This window comes from Streptomyces sp. NPDC002868, from assembly GCF_055563295.1.
The window spans coordinates 906,137-929,100 of record NZ_JBVHDR010000002.1 but is presented as its reverse complement, the minus strand read 5'-3'; the positions used below and the strand labels follow the sequence as shown (position 1 = coordinate 929,100).

Sequence of the window (22,964 nt, the reverse complement as noted above, 5' to 3'; positions counted from 1 at the left end):
GCGGCTGAGGATCTTTCGATGTTCGGACGCGACCCCTGGTGGCTCGTCGCCATCAAGGCCGTGTTCTGCTTCGCCTTCCTGATGATCACCGTGCTCTTCTCCATCGTGTGGGAGCGCAAGGTCGTCGCCTGGATGCAGCTGCGCATCGGCCCCAACCGGCACGGCCCCTGGGGCATGCTCCAGTCGCTCGCCGACGGCATCAAGCTGATGCTGAAGGAAGACTTGATCGTCAAGCGGGCGGACAAGGTCGTCTATGTCCTCGCGCCGGTCATCGCCGCGATCCCGGCCTTCATGGCGATCGCCGTGATCCCCTTCGGGCCGGCCGGCAACGAGGTCTCGATCTTCGGTCACCGCACCTCGATGCAGCTCACCGACCTGCCGATCGCGATGCTCTACATCCTCGCGGTCGCCTCGGTCGGGATCTACGGCATCGTGCTGGCCGGCTGGTCGTCGGGATCGACGTATCCGCTGCTGGGCGGCTTGAGGTCGTGCGCGCAGATGATCTCGTACGAGATCGCGATGGGCGCGGCCTTCGCCTCCGTCTTCCTCTACTCCGGGTCGATGTCGACCTCGGCGATCGTCGAGGCGCAGGCGGACCGCTGGTTCATCATCCTGCTGCCGGTCTCCTTCATCATCTACGTCGTCACGATGGTCGGCGAGACCAACCGTGCTCCGTTCGACATGCCGGAGTCCGAGGGCGACCTGGTCGGCGGCTTCAACACCGAGTACAGCTCGATCAAGTTCGCGATGTTCATGCTGGCCGAGTACGTCAACATGGTCACCGTCTCCGCCGTCTCGGCCACCCTCTTCCTGGGCGGCTGGCGGGCCCCGTACCCCATCTCGACCTTCTGGGAGGGCGCGAACCACGGCTGGTGGCCGATGCTCTGGTTCGTCATCAAGGTCCAGCTGCTGCTCTTCTTCTTCATCTGGCTGCGCGGCACGCTGCCCCGCGTCCGCTACGACCAGCTGATGAAGCTCGGCTGGAAGGTGCTGATCCCGGTATCGGTGGTCTGGCTGATGCTGGTGGCGACCGTACGGGCGCTGCGGAACGAGAACTACGACTTCCAGCAGATCGTGCTGTACGTCGGTGGCGCGGTCATCGCGGTGCTGCTCCTCTCCTTCGTCGCCGACATCTTCCGCGGCAAGAAGGAGAAGGAGGCGGAGGCGGAGGCCGCGGAGGCGGAGCCCGCCTTCGACCCGATGGCGGGCGGATTCCCCGTACCGCCGCTGCCGGGGCAGACCCTGCCGCCGGTGCCGCGCAGGCGGCCGCGCCGCGAGCGCGAGTTGATTGTCAGTGGTGGCCCCGGCAGCGACATTTCCGGGGGCGACCCCCGAACCCCCGGGGCGAGTGACGGTCCTAGCGACGGAAAGGAGGCTGACGGTGTCTGAGGAATCCGAGAACAAGTTCCAGAACCCGGTCGCCGGCTTCGGCGTGACCTTCAAGGCCATGTTCAAGAAGCGGCTGACCGAGCAGTACCCGGAACAGCAGAAGGTCACGGCGCCGCGCTTCCACGGCCGGCACCAGCTCAACCGTCATCCGGACGGGCTCGAGAAGTGCATCGGGTGCGAGCTGTGCGCGTGGGCCTGTCCGGCGGACGCGATCTATGTGGAGGGCGCGGACAACACCGAGGAGGAGCGTTACTCCCCGGGGGAGCGGTACGGCCGGGTCTACCAGATCAACTACGCCCGCTGCATTCTGTGCGGGCTGTGCATCGAGGCCTGTCCGACGCGGGCGCTGACCATGACGAACGAGTTCGAACTGGCCGACAGCTCCCGCGAGAGCCTCATCTATACGAAGGAGCAGCTGCTCGCCGGTCTCGAGGAGGGCATGGTCGACTCCCCGCACTCGATCTTCCCGGGCATGGACGAGCAGGACTACTACCGGGGGCTGGTCAGCGAGGCCGCTCCCGGCACGGTCCAGCAGGTCGCCGTCTCCAAGGGGGAGAAGGGCGAGGAGGTGGACGTATGAACACCCTCGCCGCCTCCACCACCTCCATGGGCGAGGCCGTCCAGTTCTGGGTGCTCGGCACCATCGCCGTCGCCGGGGCGCTCGGCACGATCCTGATGCGGCGGGCCGTGCACAGTGCGCTCTGCCTCGCCGGGACCATGATCGTCCTGGCGGTCTTCTACCTCGCCAACGGCGCGTACTTCCTCGGTGTCGTCCAGATCATCGTCTACACCGGTGCGATCATGATGCTGTTCCTCTTCGTCGTCATGCTGGTCGGGGTCACCGCCGCCGACTCGCTCAAGGAGACGCTGAAGGGGCAGCGCTGGCTGGCCGCGGCCTGCGGTCTGGGCTTCGGCATGCTGCTGATCGCCGGCATCGGCAATGCCTCGCTGAAGACGTTCAACGGCCTGAGCGCGGCCAACACCGCGCACGGCGGCAATGTCGAGGGCCTGGCCCAACTCCTCTTCAGCAAGTACGTCTTCGCCTTCGAGATCACCAGCGCGCTGCTGATCACGGCGGCCGTCGGCGCGATGGTCCTCACCCACCGGGAGCGCACCGAGCGGGCCAAGACCCAGCGCGAGCTGGCCGAGCAGCGCGTACGGGAAGGCAAGCACCTTCCGCCGCTGCCCGCGCCCGGTGTCTACGCCCGGCACAACGCCGTGGACATCGCCGGTCTGCTGCCGGACGGCACGCCGTCCGAGCTCACCGTCAACAAGACGCTGCGGGCGCGCGGTCAGATCCGCGATGTGTCGAGCGAGGCGCTGAACGACCTGCGAGTGCTGGAGCAGCGCGCGGAGGAGAGGCTCGGCCGTGAGACCGAGTCGCACGAGTCGCGCGAGTCGCACGACCGAAACAACTCGCACGGCTCGCACGACGAGGAGGTCGCGAAGTGAATCCCGTCAACTATCTGTATCTCGCGGCGCTGTTGTTCACCATCGGCGCGGCCGGGGTGCTGATCAGGCGGAACGCGATCGTGCTCTTCATGTGCATCGAGCTGATGCTCAACGCCTGCAACCTCGCGTTCGTCGCCTTCTCCCGTATGCACGGCAATCTCGACGGCCAGATCATCGCCTTCTTCACGATGGTCGTCGCCGCCGCTGAAGTCGTGGTCGGGCTCGCGATCATCGTGTCGCTGTTCCGTTCCCGCCACTCGGCCTCGGTCGACGACGCCAGCCTGATGAAGTTGTAAGGGGTCGCTGAATCGTGGAGAACCTGATTGCGCTGCTTGTCGCGGCGCCTTTGCTCGGAGCGGCGGTCCTGCTGTGCGGCGGGCGGCGGCTCGACCGCAGCGGCCACTGGATCGGCACGCTGTTCGCGGCCGCGTCCTTCGTGGTCGGCGCGGTGCTGTTCGTGGACATGCTGGGCAAGGGCGCGGATGAACGCGCCCTGTCCCAGAGGCTGTTCAGCTGGATTCCCGTCGAGGGCTTCCAGGCTGACGTGGCCTTCCAGCTGGACCAGCTGTCGATGACGTTCGTCCTGCTGATCACGGGCGTCGGCTCGCTGATCCATGTGTACTCGATCGGGTACATGGAGCACGACGAGCGCCGCCGCCGCTTCTTCGGCTATCTGAACCTCTTCCTCGCGGCGATGCTGCTGCTGGTCCTCGCAGACAACTACCTCCTGCTGTACGTCGGCTGGGAGGGCGTCGGCCTCGCCTCGTACCTGCTGATCGGCTTCTGGCAGCACAAGCCCAGCGCGGCGACGGCGGCGAAGAAGGCATTCCTGGTCAACCGCGTCGGCGACATGGGTCTGTCGATCGCGATCATGCTGATGTTCACCACCTTCGGGACGTTCGCCTTCGGGCCCGTGCTGGAGGCGACCGGTGAGACGAGCGAGGGCAAGCTGACGGCCATCGGGCTGATGCTGTTGCTCGCGGCGTGCGGCAAGTCCGCACAGGTGCCGCTGCAGTCCTGGCTCGGGGACGCGATGGAGGGCCCGACTCCGGTCTCGGCCCTGATCCACGCGGCGACCATGGTGACCGCGGGCGTCTACCTCATCACCCGGTCCGGGGAGATCTTCAACGCGGCCCCGGACGCGCAGTTGGCGGTCGCGGTCGTCGGCGCGGTGACGCTGATCTTCGGTGCCATCGTCGGTTGCGCGAAGGACGACATCAAGAAGGCGCTGGCCGGTTCGACGATGTCGCAGATCGGCTACATGATCCTCGCGGCCGGCCTCGGCCCGATCGGATACGCCTTCGCGATCATGCACCTGGTGACGCACGGCTTCTTCAAGGCCGGGCTGTTCCTCGGCGCGGGCTCGGTGATGCACGGCATGAACGACGAGGTCGACATGCGCAAGTACGGCGGCCTGCGGAAGTACATGCCGATCACCTTCGTCACCTTCGGGCTCGGCTATCTGGCCATCATCGGCTTCCCCGGTCTGTCCGGCTTCTTCTCCAAGGACAAGATCATCGAGGCGGCCTTCGCCAAGGGCGGTACGGAGGGCTGGATCCTCGGCGGTACGGCACTGCTGGGCGCCGCGATCACCGCGTACTACATGACGCGCGTGATGCTGCTGACGTTCTTCGGCGAGAAGCGCTGGCAGCCCGCGCCCGACCCGGACACGGTGCCCAGTGTCGAGCCCGGCATCGAGGTGCACGTCGGTGAGATGCCGCATCCGCACGAGTCGCCGAAGTCGATGACCATCCCCATGGTGGTGCTCGCCTTCGGGTCCGTCTTCGCCGGAGGCCTGTTCAGTCTCAACGACGCGTTCGTGAACTGGCTGAAGCCCGTCACGAACTTCGAGCACGGGCATCCGCCCATCAGCGCGACAGCGGTGACTTCGGCAACGGTCGTCGCTCTCGTCATCGGCCTGGGCATCGCCTACGCCCAGTACGGGCGGCGCCCGGTTCCCGTGGTCGCCCCGCGAGGGAGTCTGCTCACCCGGGCCGCCCGCCGCGATCTCCTCCAGGACGACTTCAACCATGTGGTCCTGGTCCGCGGCGGCGAGCACCTCACCCGCTCCCTGGTCTACGTCGACCACACCCTTGTCGACGGCGTGGTCAACGGCACGGCCGCCTCGTTCGGCGGGCTCTCCGGCCGGCTGCGCAAGCTGCAGAACGGCTACGCCCGCACCTACGCGGTCTCGATGTTCGGAGGTACGGCAGTGCTGATCGCCGCGACCCTGCTGATGAGGGCGGTGTAACTGTTATGTCGTTCCCTCTCCTTACGGTGACGGCGGCACTCCCGGCGGTCGGCGCGATCGCCACCGCCGCCGTCCCGGCCGCGCGGCGCACCGCCGCCAAGTGGCTGGCGCTGCTGGTCTCGCTCGGCACACTGGTGCTGGCCGCCATCGTGCTCGTACGGTTCGAGCCCGGTGGCGACCGCTATCAGCTGACCGAGTCGCACGCCTGGATCAAGGACTTCGGTGTCCGGTACGAACTGGGCGTGGACGGCATCGGGGTGGCGCTGCTGGCGCTGACCGCGCTGCTGATCCCGTTCGTGATCCTGGCGGGCTGGCACGACGCCGACCCGCTGGAGACGAAGTCGTCGCGGTGGCGGCCGACGCAGGGCTTCTTCGCCCTGATCCTGGCCGTCGAGGCGATGGTGATCCTCTCCTTCGAGGCCACCGACGTCTTCCTCTTCTACATCCTGTTCGAAGCCATGCTCATCCCGATGTACTTCCTCATCGGCGGCTTCGGGGACCGTGCCCACGCGGGCAGCGACGAGAACGCCGCGGCCCAACGCTCGTACGCGGCCGTGAAGTTCCTGCTCTACAACCTGGTCGGCGGCCTGATCATGCTGGCCGCGGTCATCGGGCTCTATGTCGTCGCGGGCAGCTTCTCGCTCAACGAGATCGCCGAGGCCCGCGCGTCCGGGACGCTCGACATGGCGACCAACACCGAGCGGCTGCTGTTCCTCGGCTTCTTCTTCGCCTTCGCGGTGAAGGCGCCGCTGTGGCCGCTGCACACCTGGCTGCCCAACGCCATGGGTGAGGCGACCGCGCCGGTCGCCGTGCTGATCACCGCGGTCGTCGACAAGGTCGGCACGTTCGCGATGCTGCGCTTCTGCCTCCAGCTCTTCCCGGACGCCTCCAAGTGGGCCACGCCCGTGATCCTGGTGCTTGCGCTGATCAGCATCGTCTACGGCGCGCTGCTCGCGGTCGGCCAGCGCGATATCAAGCGCCTTGTCGCGTACGCCTCGATCTCGCACTTCGGCTTCATCATCCTGGGCATCTTCGCGATGACGTCCCAGGGGCAGTCGGGCGCGACGCTCTACATGGTCAACCACGGGATCTCGACGGCCGCGCTGATGCTGGTGGCCGGGTTCCTGATCTCCCGGCGCGGCTCGCGGCTCATCGCGGACTACGGCGGGGTCCAGAAGGTCGCCCCGGTACTCGCCGGCACCTTCCTGATCGGTGGTCTGGCCACGCTCTCGCTGCCGGGTCTCGCGCCCTTCGTGAGCGAATTCCTGGTCCTGGTCGGCACATACTCGCGCTATCCGGTGGCCGGAATCATCGCCACCTTCGGCATTGTGCTCGCCGCGCTCTACACCCTCGTCCTCTACCAGCGGACGATGACGGGCCCGGTGAAGACCGAGGTGCGGGAGATGCCAGACCTCAAGGTCCGTGAGCTGGCCGTGGTCGCTCCGCTGATCGCGCTGCTGCTCTTCCTCGGCGTCTTCCCGAAGCCGCTGACGGACATCGTCAACCCGGCGGTGGAGCACACGATGTCCGACGTACAGAAGAAGGACCCCCAGCCCGAGGTGGAGGCGGCCAAGTGAGCGCTACAGCTGTCCACAGCCTGTGGACAACGGCAGCCGAGCCGATCGACAAGATCCCGGCTCCGACTGTCGAGTACGCCCAGCTGGCACCGGCGCTGATCGTCGTCGGCGCCGCCGTCGTGGGTGTGCTCGTGGAGGCATTCGTTCCACGCAAGGTCCGTTACCACGTCCAGGTGTTCCTGACCGTCGTCGCCCTCGTGGCCGCCTTCGCGGCGGTCGTCGCTCTCGCGGCCGGCGGATACGGCACCACCAAGGCGAAGATCGCGGCGATGGGCGCGATCGCGGTCGACGGCCCGGCGCTCTTCCTGCAGGGCACCATCCTGCTGGCCTCGCTGGTCGCGGTCTTCACCTTCGCCGAGCGCCGCCTCGACCCGGAGGTGCACGGCAACCGCGTCGACTCGTTCGCCGCGCAGGCCGCGTCCGTACCCGGCAGCGACAGCGAAAAGGCCGCGGTCAAGGCCGGGTTCACCACCACCGAGGTCTTCCCGCTGGTGCTCTTCGCGATCACCGGCATGCTGGTCTTCCCGGCCGCCAACGATCTGCTGACGCTCTTCATCGCGCTGGAAGTCTTCTCACTCCCGCTCTACCTCCTGTGCGCCGTCGCCCGCCGCAAGCGGTTGATGTCGCAGGAGGCGGCCGTGAAGTACTTCCTGCTGGGAGCCTTCTCGTCGGCGTTCCTGCTGTTCGGGATCGCCCTTCTGTACGGGTACGCGGGCTCGGTGTCGTACGCGAGGATCGCGGACGTCGTCGACGGCAGCGTGCGCACCATCGACCCGGCGCTCGCCGACACCATGGGGAACGACGCGCTGCTGCTGATCGGCGGCGCAATGATCCTGATGGGGCTGCTGTTCAAGGTCGGCGCGGTGCCGTTCCACATGTGGACGCCGGACGTCTACCAGGGCGCGCCGACTCCGGTCACCGGCTTCATGGCGGCGGCGACGAAGGTGGCCGCGTTCGGCGCGCTGCTGCGCCTGCTGTACGTCGTGCTGCCGGGGCTGCGCTGGGACTGGCGGCCGGTCATGTGGGCGATCGCGATCGTCACCATGCTGGGCGGTGCGATCGTCGCGATCACGCAGACCGACATCAAGCGGCTCCTCGCGTACTCCTCGATCGCGCACGCCGGATTCATCCTGGCCGGTGTCATCGCGACGACGCCCGACGGTATCTCGTCCGTCCTCTTCTACCTTGCGGCGTACTCCTTTGTGACGATCGGCGCGTTCGCGGTGGTCACGCTGGTGCGGGACGCGGGCGGCGAGGCGACGCATCTGTCCAAGTGGGCGGGGCTCGGGCGGCGTTCGCCGCTGGTGGCGGCGGTCTTCGCGGTGTTCCTGCTGGCCTTTGCCGGCATTCCGCTGACGTCGGGCTTCTCCGGGAAGTTCGCGGTCTTCAAGGCGGCGGCGGAGGGCGGCGCGGGCGCGCTGGTCGTGGTCGGCGTGATCTCGTCGGCCATCGCCGCGTTCTTCTACATCCGGGTCATCGTGCTGATGTTCTTCAGCGAGCCGAAGGCGGAGGGCCCCACGGTGGCGGTGCCTTCGCCGCTGACGATGACGACGATCGCGGTGGGTGTGGCGGTGACGCTGGTGCTGGGCGTGGCCCCGCAGTACTTCCTGGACCTGGCAAGCCAGGCGAGCGTGTTCGTGCGCTGAGCCGGCATGCGTGAGGGCCCGGCACCCCGCTGTGGGGGCCGGGCCCTCACGCATGTCCGGCGGCGTCAGGTGGGGTTGACGCGTCCCGCGTACGCGCGCACGTCCGCGTCCGTGTCCTGGACCGCCGTGGCCAGGGCGGCCCGGGCCTCCGTGTCGGCCGGGTGCTTCAGCAGGGCCAGGACGGCGGCCTTGCGGACGTCGGCGTTCGGGTCCTGGAGGGCCTTGGCCAGGGGCGGGACCGCCAACTCCGGGGCGGCAGCGCCCAGGGCCGTGGCCGCGCCCGCGCGGACCTGCCAGGCCGGGTCGGCCAGTGCGGTGACGGCGACGGTGCCGTACGGGGCGGGGCACCCGGCGGTGGACAGGGCGGCGAGGGCGGCCGCGCGGACGAGGATGTCCCGGTCCTGGATCAGGGGTTCCAGGGCCCCCGGGTCGGTCAGGCTGCGGGCCACCGTGACGCGGACCTCGCGGGCCGGGTCGGCGGTGGCGCGGGCAACGGCATCGAGGGCGTCGACGGAGACCAGGGCGCGTACGGACGCGATGCGGACCTCGATGTCCGGGTCGGCGAGCGTACGGGGGTAGGCGGCGGCGTCGCCCAGGCGCAGGGCGCGCAGGACGTCGAGTGCGGTGGAGCGGACCGTGGGGTCGTCATTGCCGAGTGCCTCGGTGAGGCCTCGGGCCAAGTCGGCTTCCGGGGGCAGGACTTCGACCAGTTCGAGCAGGGACGCCGCAGCGGCGCCGCGGACGCCTGGGTCCGGGTCCGCGAGGGCCGCCGCGAGCGCCGGTCCGGTGCCCGCCGGGACGGTCTCGGTGAGCGCGGCGATCGCGGCGCGGCGCACGGCCGGGTCCGGATCGGTCAAGAAGGGGCGCAGCTGGGGGAGTTCGGGCTCGTCCTCAGCGAGGCCGAGCAGCTCCAGGATGCGGGGGGAGTGGGAGGCGGCGGTCGTGTCCTGCCGGATCGTGACGCGGACGCCAGAGCCGATGGGGGCGATGTCGCGCTGTCCGGCAGTGGAGACCTGCTCCGGGTGGACCTCCCCGAGGTGGCGGGACAGCCCGCCGGTGGGGCTGAATTCGTCGACCGGCACCAGATAGGGCGAGACGGGGCGGGCCGTGAACTCCATTGCCCCGGACGGGGATTTGCGCAGGTCCAGGTGGTGCAGCCAGTCCTCGTCGTCGCGCTGCGGGTGGTCCGTACGCTCGTGGTAGAGGCCCCAGCGGGATTCCGTACGGGCGAGTGAGGAGCGCGCCGCCATCTCCGCGCAGTCGCGGATGAAGCTCACCTCGGCGCAGCGCATCAGCTCGTGCGGGGTCTCGGCGCCCATCTCGGCGATCTCGCCGCGCATCCGCTCGAAGTGTTCCACGGCGAGGGAGAGCCGGGCGCCGGACTTGGGCGGGGCGACGTAGTCGTTCACGAAGCGGCGGAGTTTGTACTCGACCTGGGTCTGCGGCGGGCCGTCGGGGTTGCGCAGGGGGCGGTAGATCAGGTCATGGGCGTCCCGGATCTGGTCGGCGGGCAACTCACCTTCGTACGCGGTGAATTGTGAGGCGTCCGCCCCCGCCAGGTCGCCGAAGACGAACGCGCCGATCATGTAGTTGTGCGGGACGCAGGCCAGGTCCCCGGCCGCGTACAGACCGGGCACGGTGGTGCGGGCGTGGTCGTCGACGCGTACGCCGGAGGCGGAGTGGCCGCCGCACAGCCCGATCTCCGAGATGTGCATCTCGACATCGTGGGTGCGGTAGTCGTGGCCGCGCTTCGCATGGAACGTCCCGCGGGTGGGGCGTTCGGTGGAGTGCAGGATGCCCTCCAGCGCGCTGATGGATTCCTCCGGGAGATGGCTGAGCTTGAGATAGACCGGGCCGCGGTCGGAGGCGAGTTCGGCGGCGAACTCCGACATCATCTGGCCGGACCAGTAGTCGGAGTCGACGAAGCGCTCGCCGTGCCGGTTGACCTGGTAGCCGCCGAAGGGGTTGGCGACGTACGCGCAGGCGGGGCCGTTGTAGTCCTTGATCAGCGGGTTGATCTGGAAGCACTCGATGCCGGTGAGTTCGGCGCCTGCGTGGTAGGCCATGGCGTAGCCGTCACCGGCGTTGGTGGGGTTCTCGTACGTGCCGTAGAGATAGCCGGAGGCCGGCAGGCCGAGGCGGCCGCAGGCGCCGGTGGCGAGGATGACCGCGCCCGCGCGGACCGTGACGAACCCGCCGGTGCGGGTGTTGAGCCCGGCCGCGCCCACGGCCCGGCCGTCCGCCGTCAGGACACGGACCGGCATGACGCGGTTCTCGATCCGGATGCCTTCGCGCATCTCGCGGCGGCGCAGCCGGCGGTAGAGAACCTTCTTGACGTCCTTGCCCTCGGGCATCGGCAGGACGTACGAGCCGGATCGGTGCACCTGGCGGACCGCGTACTCGCCGTGTTCGTCCTTCTCGAACTTCACGCCGTACGACTCCAGGCGCTGCACCATGCCGAAGCCGCGGGTAGCGGTCTGGCGGACCGTGGACTGGTCGACGATGCCGTCGTTGGCGCGGGTGATCTCGGCGACGTAGTCGTCGGGCTCGGCACGGCCGGGGATGACGGCGTTGTTGACGCCGTCCATGCCCATGGCGAGAGCGCCCGAGTGGCGGACGTGTGCCTTTTCGAGGAGGAGTACGTTCGCGCCGCGCTCGGCGGCGGTGAGCGCGGCCATCGTCCCGGCCGTGCCGCCGCCGATGACGAGGACGTCGCAGGTCAGTTCCTCGGCGTCGGTGAGAGCGGGGATCTGCATGGCGGGGCCTTTCACGAGCCGAGGGACTGGAGAGCGGAGCGGTGCAGGGCGACGGTCGCGGGGTCGCCGTGGGCCTCGCGGTCGCGCGGCCGGGGCACTTCGAGGACGCGGCCGGTGCCCAGCAACGCCACGCGGTCGCCGAGGAAGAGCGCCTCGTCCACGTCGTGCGTGACGAAGACGACGGTCGCGCCGGTGCCGCGCAGCACGTCGACGAGCAGCTGCTGCATGCCCGCCCTCGTCTGCGCGTCGAGCGCGCCGAAGGGCTCGTCCATCAGGACGGCGCGGGGCTCGGCGGCGAGGGCGCGGGCGAGCTGGACGCGCTGCCGCTGCCCGCCGGAGATACGGTGCGGCAGCTTGGCCTCGTGCCCGGGCAGCCCGACCCGCTCCAGCCAGCCCTCGGCGCGGATTCTGCGCTCGGCCCGCGGAACTCCCCTGATCGCGAGGGGCAGTTCGACATTGGCGCGCACCGTGCGCCAGGGCAGCAGCGCGTCTTCCTGGAAGACCAGCGCCCGGTCGGCGCGTGGCCCGGTGATGGGCTCCCCGTCCTGCGCGGCCTCCCCGCCGAGCGGGGGCAGCAGCCCGGCGAGGGTGCGAAGAAGTTCGACTTGCCGCAGCCGGAGGGCCCGACGACGGTCAGGATCTCCCCGGGCGCGACGTCGAGATCGAGCCCGTCGAGGGCGGCGGCCGCCCCGGGCCGCCCGAGGGCGGCACCACGAAGGGTGAGCCGCGCTCCGCGGGGCGGGGTCCTCGTGGCGGGGGAGAGCGTTTCGGAGGGGGTGGTCACTGGTTTCGCCTCCTTGCGTAGGTGGATGGTGTGGTGGGCGTTTGCGCTGCGCGGGGCGTTCCCCCACCCCGCCCCTTCCCTGAACCGGGGCTCCGCCCCGGACCCCGCGCCTCAATCGCCGACGGGGCTTGAATTTCCCGCCGGTCGGCCTGAGGGTTCAGGCCGACCGGCGGAAATCAAGCCCGTCCGGCGATTGAGGACACGACCGAAGGTCGTACCGGGGCCTGGGGGCTTGCCCCCAGTTACGGGAAGGGGCGGGATGGGGGAAACCCGCGCACGCCGCACCCGGACCGCGGCCGGTCCCGCGTGCTCCACCCGCGGCAGCCACCTCGTCACCCGGCGGCCCAGCAGTTCCACCGCCGTCGACGTCAGAGCGGTGGAGCAGCCCGCTCATGGTGATGCGGTCGCCGCGGAAGCGGATGAACTCCAGGTCCACAGGGCGTCCGTCGGACAGATGCGTGAGCCGTTCGAGCATGAGCACGGCCGCGCCGCGCGGGGCCTGCAGTACGGCGGCGGAGTGCGCGTCGGCGTTGACGGCCTCCAGGGTGATCTCGGCCGTGCCCAGCGGCTGCCCCGTCAGGGTCTCGAGCAGCCGGAACACATCGGTGTGCTCCAGGTCGCAGCCGAGCAGACCGGCGCCGATGTCGAGGGGGATGTAGGTGAGGTCGAGGGAAAGGGGCAGCCCGTTCAGCCGGCGCAGCCGCTCGATGTAGAGGACGTCGGCGTGGTCCGCCAGGCCGAGCCGCCGGGCCACGGGTGCGGGCGCGGGGACGGGGCCGACCGTACGGACTTCATTGGTGACGTCGCCGTGTTCGTGCAGGGTCTCGGCGAGACCCTGCAGCCGGTCCAGGCCGTGCGGGTACTTCTCGGACACCACGACGGTGCCGACGCCGGGCTGCCGCTCGACCAGCCCTTCCGTGCGGAGGAGATCCAGCGCCTGCCGGACGGTGTTGCGGGAGACGCGGTAGTCGTCGCCGATGGTGCCTTCCAGTGGCAGTACGCCGCCGGGGAAGCCGCCCGTACGCACCTGGTGGCGCAACAGGTCGGCGAGCTGCCGCGCCTGGTCCGCGCGCAGCCGCCGCCGGCGCGCCGCGGCGACCGGCACGGTGTGCTCACGGATTCGTTCGGCTGGCATGCGGTGGACCATACCGAGGCTTTCCCACCCGTGGTGTTGCCAGAGTGTTGCGCCACCGGCGACCGCCGGAACACCCCGATGACCTGCGGTGATGCCGATCAGCAGGGAAGATCTGCCACCCCGGGGGCGTCAGTCGCCGCCGCCCCCACCGTCGCCTCCGCCGTCGGACCCGCCCCCGACGCTGATGCTGTTACTGCTCGACCGCTTGTCCTGCTGCACGGCGCGGTGCACCGCGTACGGTGCCCACTGCTCCCGTACGAGAATGCGCAGCGCGCCGCTCTCCCGCCAGGTCCGGCCCGGATGCAGCACCCGGGCAAGACCGATCGCCGTGGTGAAGGCGGCCAGCAGCCTGCTGCGGCGGTCCGGGAAACCGGCCGCCACCGACTGGGCGTAGCGCCCACGCGCCGGGGCCGACCAGTCCTGGGCCGCCGCGGGGTAGCGGTGGTACGGGAAGAGACCCAGGAAGCGTCGGGTCTCCACCCTCAGCGCACCGCGCCCCACCAGGTGGTGCAGGCACAGCTCCTCGACCTGACGCCCGGTGCGCCTGACCCAGGGCCGGGCGCGTACGCCGTCGCCGAACCGGCTCCTGCCCGGAGCCGGGAGGCTCGCCAGGATCTGCGCCGACAGCGGGTCCTGCGGCGGCAGCGGACTGACCACCGTCACCCGGCCGCGTGCCTCGGCGACCCTGCCCTGGAGCTCCAGTTCGGCGAGGGCCGCGCCGGCCAGCCCGTACTGGAGGTAGCGCCTGTTGCAGTGCCGGCGGCCCGTCGCCGGGTCGAGGGCGAGCAGCAACAGCTCCTCGGGCAGGGTGAGTTCACTCATCAGCCGGCGCTCGGGACGATCCGGCCGGTCACTTCGCCGAGGCCCACCCGGGTGCCGTCCGGGCCGGGCGCCCACGCGGTCATCGTCACCACGTCGCCGTCCGCCAGGAACGTCCGCTTGCCCTCCGGGAGCTCGAACGGGTCCCGGCCGTTCCACGTGAGCTCCAGCAGAGAGCCGCGCTGGTGGACCTCGGGGCCGCTGACCGTTCCGGAGCCGTAGAGATCGCCCGTACGCAGCGAGGCACCGTTGACCGTCATATGGGCCAGCTGCTGGGCGGCCGTCCAGTACATGGTGGCGAACGGCGGCTCGGCGATCACCTGGCCGTTGACCGCCACCGTGATGCGCAGGTCGAAGCCGCCCGGCTCGTCCTCGTCCGAGTCGTCGAGGTAGGGGAGCAGATCGAAGTCGCGGGCGGGCGGGGCGGACCGCGCCGCGTCCAGGGCCTCCAGCGGGGTCACCCAGGCGGAGACGGAGGTGGCGAACGACTTGCCGAGGAACGGGCCGAGCGGGACGTACTCCCAGGCCTGGATGTCACGCGCCGACCAGTCGTTGAGCAGCGAGACGCCGAAGACATGCTCGCGGAAGTCCCCGAGGGCCACCGGCCTGCCCAGCTCGGAGGGGGTGCCGACGAGGAATCCGACCTCCGCCTCGATGTCGAGTTTGACCGAGGGACCGAAGACGGGGGCGGCGTCGGCGGGCGTCCTGCGCTGGCCCGAGGGGCGCACCACGTCCGTGCCGGAGACGACGACGGTGCCGGAACGGCCGTGGTATCCGATGGGCAGGTGCTTCCAGTTGGGGGTCAGCGCGTCCCCGTCCGGCCGGAAGATCTTGCCGACGTTGGTGGCGTGGTGCTCGCTCGCGTAGAAGTCGACATAGTCGGCGACTTCGTACGGGAGGTGCAGTGTGACCGAGTCGAGCGGGTGCAGCAGCGGCTCCACGTCCAGCCGGTGGGCGGGCACGGTGAGCCAGGCGGTGAGCGCGCGGCGTACGTCGCGCCAGGCGGTGCGGCCCGCCGCAAGCAGCGGGTTGAGGCTCGGCCGGGCGAGCAGGGCGGCGTAGGGGGAGCCGAGGACGTGGGCCGCCGCTCCGGCGTCGAGCACGTGGTTGCCGATGCGGACGCCGAGCCGCCGGCGGCCGGGCTCGTCGGCAGTGGTGAAGACGCCGTACGGGAGGTTGTGCGGGCCGAAGGGATCGCCCTCGGCCAGATCGAGCGGGCGCTGCTCGGGCATCGGTGCTTGCCTCGCTTTCCACGGGTGTGGGACACACGTTACGTGGGCGTCGCCCCGCCGCGGCACTGCGCCCGGACCAGCCGGAAGGACCGGCTTGGACCGGCCGGAAGGTCCGGCCCGGACCAGCTGTCAGCCGGCCATCCGCGGGATGCGCTTTTCCCACGTGCGGTGGAAGACGACCTCGTTGTGGTCCTTGCACACCACCTCGTTCGACGTGATGAAGTCGGCCGCGTCGCAGGTGATTTCGGAGCGCGTCTCGATCCGTACGTCCCAGGCCAGCTCCGGTCGGTGCAGCCGGATCGTCCAGTCCGAGCGGGCGCGGGCCGAGTGCGGGTCGTCCTGGCGGATCGAGTACGTCTCCAGCGCCTCCTCGGTGAATTCCAGGCCGTCCGGGTAGACGCGGGTGCCGTCGTGGCGCGGGTCGACCTCCAGCCGCCATTCGCCCTTGGCGACGTCCCGGACCACCAGCCGCTCCGGGCGCTGCTCATCGAGCGTGGCGGGGGAGCTGACACCCAGTGGCGCGGACTGCTCGGGCTCCTCGAAGGTGATCGTGTCCGCTGTGCTCTCACCGGTCTCGCGTACGGGGAGTTCGAGGCGGGAGCCCGCCGGGTCCAGGGTGAAGCCGGCCGAGCCGGTCTGCGGCCAGATCCACGGCCAGTACGCGGAGGAGACGGCGAGCCGGATGCGGTGGCCGGGCGGGAAGGTGTGGCCGATGCCGTTCAGCTCGAAGGAGACGTCCTCGCTCGCACCGGGTGTCCAGGCGTTGGCGCGTTCGCGGCCGTGGCGCGCGGAGAGGTTGAGGACCCCGCGGGTGACCAGGGTGGACGCGCCGTCCGGGGCGACGTCGCAGATCCGGGCGATCGCCTGGCCGTAGGGCACGTCCAGGCGCAGCCGCAGGGTGAGGCGGGGGCGGCCCAGGATCTCGATCGGGTCGCCGGTGACCGGGAATTCGAAGCAGGCAGAGCGGGCGTCCTCCTCGCGCTGGTCGGGCGGCAGGTCGGCGTCGTTGCCGTAGGGGAGGAAGCTGCCGGCGTCCACTCCGGTGTGCTGGGGCGAGTCGACGATCACCGGTTCGCCCCGGAGTGTGTACGGGACGGGCGTGATGTGCGGCGAGGGCCAGGCGGGCTCCCCGGCCCAGCGGCCCGGCAGCACGGGGTAGCTCGCCGCGGGCGGGTGCGACTCGCTGATCCAGGAGCGCAGCAGGGGCTCGGCCATGACGCCCGTGTCAGCGTCTTTGAGCCAGTGGTCCCACCACCGGAGCGTCTCCTGGAGGAAACCGATCGCCGGACCCGGCGGCCGGCCCCGGTCGGGGTACTGGTGGGACCACGGGCCGATCAGGCCCCGTACGCGATCGGGCGGCAGATGCCCGACGAGCCGCAGCACGGTGTCCCGGTAGGGATCGTGCCCGCCGCCCACCGCCAGGACCGCCGCGTCGATGGCCGCGTAGTCCTCGCAGACACTGCCGTGCTTCCAGTAGTCGTCGCGGATCTGGTGGCCGAGCCAGGTGTGGATGAGGGGGTCGACGGCCTCCAGCCGCTTCAGCCACATCTCGCGCCACTCGTCGCCGGCAAAGAGCGGGTCCGGCGGGCGGGAGACGAAGGCGAGCATGGTGGCGGCCCGGGCGTGCATGGCGGCGGCCAGCACCGAACCGCCCATGTAGTGCACGTCATTGTCGTAGCGGTCGTCCGTCGAGCAGACGGTGACGATCGCCTTGAGCGGCTCCGGTGCGAGAGCGGCGATCTGGAGCGAGTTGACGCCGCCCCAGGAGATGCCGAACATGCCGACCCGGCCGGTGCACCACGGCTGCCGGGCCAGCCAGTTGACGACCTCGACGCCGTCGGCCAGCTCGGTCGCGTCGTACTCGTCGCCGGGCAGGCCCTCACTGTTGCCGTGTCCGCGCACGTCGACACGTACGGAGGCGTAGCCGTGGCCCGCGTACCAGGGGTGGCGCTGCCAGTCGCGCGGCGCGGTCCAGTCGGTCAGCCGGCAGGGCAGATACTCGAGCAGGGCGGGGACGGGCTCGTCGGTCAGTGGCCGCCAGATCCGCGCGTACAGCCTCGTACCGTCCGGCATCGCGATACGGATGTCCTCGTGGGCGGTCTCGTACGGGAAATCGGTGCGGATGTGCATGGCATGACCTCAGCGAATGTTCCGGGCAAAGGGGCCACTCATGGTCGTATGGACTGATCACGAACATACCGGGGGAGGCGGGAAGGCGCCCACGGTGATCGAAAGGCGACCGGATACGCTGACTTGAGTGATTCCAGCGACACATCGACAATCCGTGTGATCGTCAGCAGACAGGAGATCCCCTCGTGACCGTCGTCGGGCCGTTCGGGCTGAGCGTGCGGGACCAGGCTCTTGAGGCCGATGTCCAGACCGGATTGGCGGCCGTCGAGGCGGGACTGCTCGATGCCACCAAGAGCGAGGTGCCCTTCATTACGGAGGCCGCACGGCACCTCGTACGCGCCGGGGGCAAGCGCTTCCGGCCGTTGCTGGTGATGCTCGCGTCCCAGTTCGGTGATCCGTACGCGCCGGGTGTGGTGCCCTCGGCCGTGGTCGTCGAGCTCACCCATCTGGCGACGCTGTACCACGACGATGTGATGGACGAGGCCGATGTGCGGCGCGGCGTGGACAGCGCCAACGCCCGCTGGGGCAACTCGGTGGCGGTGCTGACCGGCGACTTCCTGTTCGCGCGGGCCTCGCACATACTGGCCGACCTTGGCCCGGAGGCCGTCCGCATTCAGGCGGAGGCCTTCGAGCGGCTGGTCACCGGCCAGATCCTGGAGACGGCGGGGCCGCGCGACGGCCGCGACCCGGTCGAGCACTACCTCGATGTCATCGGGGGCAAGACGGGCTCGCTGATCGCGGTCTCGGGCAGGTTCGGCGCAATGATGTCCGGCGCGGACGAGGGTGTCGTGGACATCCTCACCCAGTACGGCGAGCGGCTCGGCGTGGCGTTCCAGCTCGCCGACGACGTACTCGACATCGCCAGCGACGCGCACGAGTCGGGCAAGACGCCCGGCACCGATCTGCGCGAGGGCATCCCGACGCTGCCGGTGCTGCATCTGCGCGCGCAGGCGGCGGCGCAGGGGCGGGCCGAGGACCTGGAGCTCGTCGCCCTGCTCGACGGGGATCTGACGGACGACGACCGGCACGCCGAGGCGCTGCGACTGCTGCGCGTCCACCCGGCGCTGGAGCAGGCCAGGCGGGACACCGTGCGGTACGCGGAGGAGGCGCGGGCGATGCTCGCTCCACTGCCCGACTGCTTCGCGAAGGCCGCCCTGGAAGAGCTCTGCGACGCGGTGGTCCACCGGGCCGGCTGACCGGCTGGCGGGCCCAATACCACGGCCGCGGCCGGCTCCGGGATCATCTCGGATTATGTGATGCAGGTCACATTCTTGGATTGAGTCTAACCTCGGACCCACTTCGTACTTATGCCCGGAAGTCGACGCAACGGGCGTAGGCATCATGTACGGGGAGATTTCAGAATGAAGCGGAACAAGGCCCTCCTTATCGGTACCACCGCCGTCGCCGCCGCCGCGGGCGTAACCCTCGCCGTTCTGCCGGCCTTCGCCGACAGCAAGAGCTCCACCGCCGGTCACTCGGGGCACGGGGACAGCGCCGCGAGCATCTCGGTGCAGAGCGGCGCGGGCGGCAGCGGCTCGGACCGCGCCGCCTCCCTCTTCGTGGCGAGCCTGAACGGCGCGAACGAGGTGCCGGTGCAGGGCGGACCCGCCGTCGGTGACCGCGACGGCGCCGCGCTGGAGTTTGTGAAGGTCAAGGGGGACAAGGTGTCCGTCGCCGTGAAGTTCCGCGGCACCGACAAGCCGACCGCCCTCCACATCCATCAGGGTGCCAAGGGGACCAACGGCGGAATCAAGATCGACTTCACGGAGCTGCTCAGCAAGGGCAAGACCCACTCCAAGGGCTGGACCGGCGCGGTCGCCGGCACGGTGAAGGTCAAGGACAAGGCGGTGCTCGACGCCTTCAAGACCGACCCGAACGGCTTCTACGCCAATCTGCACACCGCGCAGTTCCCGGGCGGCGCCGTCCGCGGCCAGTTCCACAAGGTGACCGGCTCCTTCAACTTCGCCGACACCCTCGACAACTTCCAGGCCTCCGTGGTCAAGGGCAAGCAGATCTACGAGTGCAAGAAGGGCGACGACGGCAAGCTCTCCTTCCAGCAGCGCGATGTCCGCGCCGTCCTCGGCGGGAACATAGCCCACTCCTTCATCGCCCCCAACTCGGGCACGCCGCAGTGGGTCGCGCAGGACCACAGCGCCGTCACCGGCAAGCTGATCAGCAAGACCCCGAACGGCGACAAGAACATCCCTGAACTGGACCTGAAGGCCACCCAGTCCGGCAAGAAGCGGGGGCTGTTCGCGGGCACCCAGGAGATCTTCCGGCTGAACACCGTGGGCGGCGTCGCCCCGGCCGGCAGCTGCGAGAAGGGAGCGATCGTCGGCGTCCCCTACGGGGCGGACTACGTCTTCATCCAGAAGTAACCCTTCCGGCAACAGGGCTCGCGGCGCTTCCCCTACTGGTTGGGGGAGGCGCCGCGTCCTACTGTCATCCCATAGCAGTACGCCAAGTTGCTCCCGCGGTCTGACGCTTCTGTACGCCCCATTTGGTCAGATGAATACCACCACGCCTGACCAACCACGGAGGTAGGGCACACCATGGCACCGAACGACAGCGCACAGACCACCGAAGAGGCCAAGGACCTCGCAGCGGGCCGCCGCAAGGCGGCGCGCTACATCGTCCCGGCCGCGGTGGCCGGGGTGGCGGCGGCGACCATCGGGCTCGTCCCGGCGCTCGCTGCCTCCGGTGACCCCGATCTGCCGAAGATCACCGCGCAGGAACTCATCGAGAAGATGGCCGCGTCGGACACCCAGCAGCTCTCCGGCACCGTGAAGATCAACACGGACCTCGGCCTTCCGTCCCTGGGTGCCCTCGGCGACCTGGGCGGCGGCTCCTTCGCCCCCAAGGGCGGGGACGGAGGGACGGGCTCGTCCGCGTCGCCGGACAGCAAGCTGATGGAGCTGGCCTCCGGCTCGCACACCCTGCGGGTCGCGGCCGACGGCCCCGACAAGCAGAAGCTGTCGATCCTTCAGGACACCGCCGAGTACAGCATGATCCACAACGGCGACGAGGTCTGGGCGTACGACAGCGCGTCGAACGAGGCCTTCCACTCCAAGGACGACGGCTCCGGCAAGGGCTCCGGCAAGGCGCACGAGGCCGCGCCGAAGGACCTGCCGACCACGCCCAAGGAGCTCGCCGACGAGGCGCTGAAGGCCGCGGACGAGACCACGTCGGTGACCGTGGGCGGCACCGCGCAGGTGGCCGGCCGTGATGCGTACCAGCTGGTCATCAAGCCGAAGCAGAGCGGTTCGACGATCGGCTCGATCAAGATCGCGGTGGACGCGAAGAACGGCGTGCCGCTGAAGTTCACGCTCACCCCGAGCAGCGGCGGCAAGGCCGCGATCGACGCCGGCTTCACCAAGGTCGACTTCTCCAAGCCGGCCGCGTCCACCTTCGACTTCACCCCGCCCAAGGGCGCGAAGGTGACCGAGGCAGACGAGGTGGAGAAGGAGAAGGGCCAGGAGCACGGCGCGAAGAACCACGAGGAGTTCAAGGGCCTGGAGGACTTCCAGGGGCTGAACATCATCGGCAAGGGCTGGACCTCCATCGCCAAGATCGAGACGCCTGGCGGCGAGGGCTTCAGCGCGCCGAAGGACGGCGAGGTTCCGCCGGAGGCCGAGAAGTTCCTGAACGCGCTGGGTGACCAGGTCGACGGGAAGTTCGGCTCGGGCACGGTCTTCAAGACCCGTCTGGTCAACGCCCTGATGACGGACGACGGCACGGTCTACGTCGGCGCCGTCACCAAGGACGCACTCGTGAAGGCCGCGAACGAGGCGAAGTAACCCAAGGCGCGCTTTCTGTCCGCCCCGCCGTACGCTCCGTACGGTGGGGCGGAGCGCTGACCCGAGTGAACGGGGGACCGGAATGACAGCCGGCATGGAGACTGTCGTCGAGACCGGCGTCGAGACCGGCGTCGAGACTGTCATCGAGACGCGCGGGCTCACCAAGCGTTACCGGGGCGGGCAGTTGGCCGTCGACGGGCTCGATCTCACCGTGCCCGCCGGCAGCGTCTTCGGGTTCCTCGGCCCCAACGGGTCGGGCAAGACCACCACCATCCGGATGCTGATGGGACTCATCGACCCCACCGCGGGCAGCGCCACAGTCCTCGGCAGGCCCATGCCACGCGCCGTGCGCACGGTGCTGCCGCAGGTGGGCGCGCTGATCGAAGGGCCCGCGCTGTACGGGTATCTGACCGGCCGGGACAATCTGCTGCGGTACGACTCCGCCGACCCGAGCGCCGATCCGCGTACCCGCGGCTCCCGCGTCGCCGCCGCGCTGGACCGGGTCGGTCTCACTTCGGCCGCCGGCAAGAAGGCCAAGGCGTACTCCCTCGGGATGAAACAGCGGCTCGGGCTCGCGGCCGCGTTGCTGCAGCCCCGCAGACTTCTGGTGCTCGACGAGCCGACGAACGGTCTCGATCCGCAGGGCATGCGGGAAATCCGTTCCCTGGTACGGGAGTTGGCGGCCGACGGCACCACCGTCTTTCTCTCCTCCCACCTCCTCGACGAGATCGAGCAGGTCTGCACGCATGCCGCGGTGATGGCTCAGGGGCGGCTGCTCACCCAGGGGCCGGTCGCCGATCTCGCGGCGGGCGCCCGGGGCAGGCTGGCCGTCGTCACGCCCGACCCGGGGGACGCGGCCCGGCTGCTCAAGGAGCTGGGCGTCACCGAGCTGACCGTCGACGAGGACCGGGTGACCGGTGAGCTGCCGGCCGCGGATGTGGAGCTGGCGGAGCTCAATGCCGCGCTGGTGCACGGCGGTGTACGGGTACGAGGGTTCGGGATCGAGCGCGCCTCGCTGGAGGACGCGTTCGTCGCGCTGACCGGGGAGGGATTCGATGTCGCGGGTTGAGGAGGTCGAGGGGGCCGGGGCGGCTGACGCGACAGCTGACGCGGTCGGGACGGCTGACGCGACCGGGACGTTTCGCAGGCCCGGCCCGCTGTGGACCCTGGGGCTGTTCCGCTCCGAGCTGACCACCACCTTCCGGCGCTGGCGAACGCTCGCGCTGCTGGGGGTGCTGGCAGCCGTCCCCGTACTGATCGGCATCGCCGTGAAGATCGAGACGAGCGACGGCGGTCCGGCCGGTGACGGCAGCGGGCACGGCCCGGCCTTCGTCACACAGATCACCAACAACGGGCTGTTCCTGGTCTTCGCCGCGCTCGCCGCGACCCTGCCCGTCTTCCTCCCGATGGCCGTCGGCGTCGTCGCGGGCGATGCGATTGCGGGCGAGGCGAACTCCGGCACCCTGCGCTATCTGCTGGTCGCCCCGGCCGGACGCACCCGGCTGCTGTTCGCCAAGTACGCCGCGGCCTGCACGTTCTGCCTGGTCGCGACCCTGGTCGTGGCGGCTTCGGCGCTCGCGGTCGGGGCGCTGCTCTTCCCGCTCGGCGATGTCGTCACGATCTCCGGCACCCGGATCTCGTTCGGGGACGGGCTGCTGCGGGCCGCACTGGTCGCGGTCGTCGTCGCGGCCTCGCTGACCGGAATCGCGGCGCTCGGCCTGTTCGTCTCGACCCTCACCGGCAGCGGCATCGCGGCGATGGCGACGACCGTCGGACTGCTGATCACGGTGCAGATCCTGGACACGATTCCGCAGCTGCACGGGATCCACCCCTACCTCTTCCCGCACTACTGGCTGTCTTTCGCCGACCTCATGCGGGAGCCCGTCTACTGGGACGAGGTGGTCAAGAACCTCGGCCTGCAGGGCGTGTACGTGGCGGTGTTCGGGTCGGCGGCGTGGGCCCGCTTCACGACGAAGGACATCACGGCGTAGTCGGA

At 69.9% G+C, this 22,964-nt stretch carries 16 protein-coding genes and 2 pseudogenes; 12 read left to right on the top strand and 6 right to left on the bottom strand.

The genetic code is table 11. The annotated features are described in order from the left end of the window. Window positions 1-18: 18 nt before the first annotated feature. Genes nuoH through nuoN form a run of 7 tightly spaced genes read left to right on the top strand, consistent with a single transcriptional unit; the run spans window position 19 to window position 8,315 of the window. Window positions 19-1,389 carry an NADH-quinone oxidoreductase subunit NuoH gene (gene nuoH / locus ACZ3H8_RS10240; protein ID WP_467400001.1) on the top strand — a complete coding sequence of 457 codons (1,371 nt, stop codon included), beginning with the start codon at window positions 19-21 and terminating at the stop codon, window positions 1,387-1,389. Further along, a complete protein-coding gene (gene nuoI, locus ACZ3H8_RS10235; protein WP_467399696.1) occupies window positions 1,382-1,969 on the top strand; it encodes an NADH-quinone oxidoreductase subunit NuoI in 588 nt (195 codons plus the stop codon). The genes nuoH and nuoI overlap by 8 nt, the downstream gene beginning before the upstream one ends. After that, window positions 1,966-2,841, top strand: a complete 876-nt coding sequence (locus tag ACZ3H8_RS10230) for an NADH-quinone oxidoreductase subunit J (RefSeq protein WP_467399694.1) — start codon at window positions 1,966-1,968, stop codon at window positions 2,839-2,841. The genes nuoI and ACZ3H8_RS10230 overlap by 4 nt, the downstream gene beginning before the upstream one ends. Next, window positions 2,838-3,137, top strand: a complete 300-nt coding sequence (gene nuoK / locus ACZ3H8_RS10225; RefSeq protein WP_307661754.1) for an NADH-quinone oxidoreductase subunit NuoK — start codon at window positions 2,838-2,840, stop codon at window positions 3,135-3,137. Before ACZ3H8_RS10230 ends, nuoK begins: the two co-directional genes overlap by 4 nt. A gap of 14 nt (window positions 3,138-3,151) precedes the next feature. After that, entirely contained in the window at window positions 3,152-5,092 is a 1,941-nt protein-coding gene (nuoL, locus tag ACZ3H8_RS10220; protein ID WP_467399690.1) for an NADH-quinone oxidoreductase subunit L, read from the top strand. 5 nt (window positions 5,093-5,097) lie between these two features. Next, on the top strand, window positions 5,098-6,669 hold the full coding sequence (locus tag ACZ3H8_RS10215) for an NADH-quinone oxidoreductase subunit M (protein WP_356224125.1): 1,572 nt from the start codon (window positions 5,098-5,100) through the stop codon (window positions 6,667-6,669). Beyond that, complete coding sequence (nuoN, locus tag ACZ3H8_RS10210) at window positions 6,666-8,315, top strand: NADH-quinone oxidoreductase subunit NuoN (protein WP_467399687.1); 1,650 nt, start codon at window positions 6,666-6,668, stop codon at window positions 8,313-8,315. Before ACZ3H8_RS10215 ends, nuoN begins: the two co-directional genes overlap by 4 nt. A 65-nt stretch (window positions 8,316-8,380) precedes the next feature. Here nuoN and ACZ3H8_RS10205 read toward each other — a convergent pair whose 3' ends face one another. From ACZ3H8_RS10205 to ACZ3H8_RS10180, 6 genes and pseudogenes are all read right to left on the bottom strand, one after another. Beyond that, window positions 8,381-11,071: a fumarate reductase/succinate dehydrogenase flavoprotein subunit gene (locus tag ACZ3H8_RS10205; RefSeq protein WP_467399685.1), complete on the bottom strand. Its 2,691-nt coding sequence runs from the start codon at window positions 11,069-11,071 to the stop codon at window positions 8,381-8,383. 11 nt (window positions 11,072-11,082) lie between these two features. Further along, window positions 11,083-11,855, bottom strand: a pseudogene (locus tag ACZ3H8_RS10200) (ABC transporter ATP-binding protein). Between the two features lie 370 nt (window positions 11,856-12,225). After that, window positions 12,226-12,990: pseudogene (locus tag ACZ3H8_RS10195) on the bottom strand (GntR family transcriptional regulator); the annotation flags it as partial. A gap of 129 nt (window positions 12,991-13,119) precedes the next feature. After that, window positions 13,120-13,812, bottom strand: coding sequence for a GOLPH3/VPS74 family protein (locus ACZ3H8_RS10190; RefSeq protein ID WP_467399682.1), 693 nt, complete (start codon window positions 13,810-13,812; stop codon window positions 13,120-13,122). Next, window positions 13,812-15,041 (bottom strand): fumarylacetoacetase, encoded by a 1,230-nt coding sequence (gene fahA, locus ACZ3H8_RS10185; RefSeq protein ID WP_467399680.1) that lies wholly within the window; start codon window positions 15,039-15,041, stop codon window positions 13,812-13,814. The genes ACZ3H8_RS10190 and fahA overlap by 1 nt, the downstream gene beginning before the upstream one ends. Window positions 15,042-15,170: 129 nt before the next feature. Further along, a complete protein-coding gene (locus ACZ3H8_RS10180; protein WP_467399677.1) occupies window positions 15,171-17,171 on the bottom strand; it encodes a CocE/NonD family hydrolase in 2,001 nt (666 codons plus the stop codon). Window positions 17,172-17,356: 185 nt separating this feature from the next. Here ACZ3H8_RS10180 and ACZ3H8_RS10175 point away from each other — a divergent pair, with 185 nt between their 5' ends. From ACZ3H8_RS10175 to ACZ3H8_RS10155, 5 genes are all read left to right on the top strand, one after another. Continuing rightward, window positions 17,357-18,367, top strand: coding sequence for a polyprenyl synthetase family protein (locus tag ACZ3H8_RS10175; RefSeq protein ID WP_398992389.1), 1,011 nt, complete (start codon window positions 17,357-17,359; stop codon window positions 18,365-18,367). Window positions 18,368-18,532: 165 nt separating this feature from the next. Next, the gene (locus tag ACZ3H8_RS10170) at window positions 18,533-19,549 is read left to right on the top strand and encodes a CHRD domain-containing protein (RefSeq protein WP_467399674.1); all 1,017 of its coding nucleotides are present in this window, start codon (window positions 18,533-18,535) and stop codon (window positions 19,547-19,549) included. A gap of 174 nt (window positions 19,550-19,723) precedes the next feature. After that, window positions 19,724-20,968, top strand: a complete 1,245-nt coding sequence (locus ACZ3H8_RS10165) for a LolA family protein (protein WP_467399671.1) — start codon at window positions 19,724-19,726, stop codon at window positions 20,966-20,968. Between the two features lie 82 nt (window positions 20,969-21,050). Then, complete coding sequence (locus ACZ3H8_RS10160) at window positions 21,051-22,037, top strand: ABC transporter ATP-binding protein (RefSeq protein WP_467399669.1); 987 nt, start codon at window positions 21,051-21,053, stop codon at window positions 22,035-22,037. Further along, window positions 22,024-22,959 carry an ABC transporter permease gene (locus ACZ3H8_RS10155; RefSeq protein WP_467399667.1) on the top strand — a complete coding sequence of 312 codons (936 nt, stop codon included), beginning with the start codon at window positions 22,024-22,026 and terminating at the stop codon, window positions 22,957-22,959. Before ACZ3H8_RS10160 ends, ACZ3H8_RS10155 begins: the two co-directional genes overlap by 14 nt. Window positions 22,960-22,964: the final 5 nt, after the last annotated feature.

Coding starts and splice junctions, on each gene's coding strand:
- nuoH (WP_467400001.1), top strand. CDS start 19: ATGTTCGGACGCGACCCCTGGTGGCTCGTCGCCATCAAGGCCGTGTTC.
- ACZ3H8_RS10230 (WP_467399694.1), top strand. CDS start 1,966: ATGAACACCCTCGCCGCCTCCACCACCTCCATGGGCGAGGCCGTCCAG.
- ACZ3H8_RS10215 (WP_356224125.1), top strand. CDS start 5,098: ATGTCGTTCCCTCTCCTTACGGTGACGGCGGCACTCCCGGCGGTCGGC.
- ACZ3H8_RS10205 (WP_467399685.1), bottom strand. CDS start 11,071: ATGCAGATCCCCGCTCTCACCGACGCCGAGGAACTGACCTGCGACGTC.
- ACZ3H8_RS10190 (WP_467399682.1), bottom strand. CDS start 13,812: ATGAGTGAACTCACCCTGCCCGAGGAGCTGTTGCTGCTCGCCCTCGAC.
- fahA (WP_467399680.1), bottom strand. CDS start 15,041: ATGCCCGAGCAGCGCCCGCTCGATCTGGCCGAGGGCGATCCCTTCGGC.
- ACZ3H8_RS10180 (WP_467399677.1), bottom strand. CDS start 17,171: ATGCACATCCGCACCGATTTCCCGTACGAGACCGCCCACGAGGACATC.
- ACZ3H8_RS10170 (WP_467399674.1), top strand. CDS start 18,533: ATGAAGCGGAACAAGGCCCTCCTTATCGGTACCACCGCCGTCGCCGCC.
- ACZ3H8_RS10165 (WP_467399671.1), top strand. CDS start 19,724: ATGGCACCGAACGACAGCGCACAGACCACCGAAGAGGCCAAGGACCTC.
- ACZ3H8_RS10160 (WP_467399669.1), top strand. CDS start 21,051: ATGACAGCCGGCATGGAGACTGTCGTCGAGACCGGCGTCGAGACCGGC.
- ACZ3H8_RS10155 (WP_467399667.1), top strand. CDS start 22,024: ATGTCGCGGGTTGAGGAGGTCGAGGGGGCCGGGGCGGCTGACGCGACA.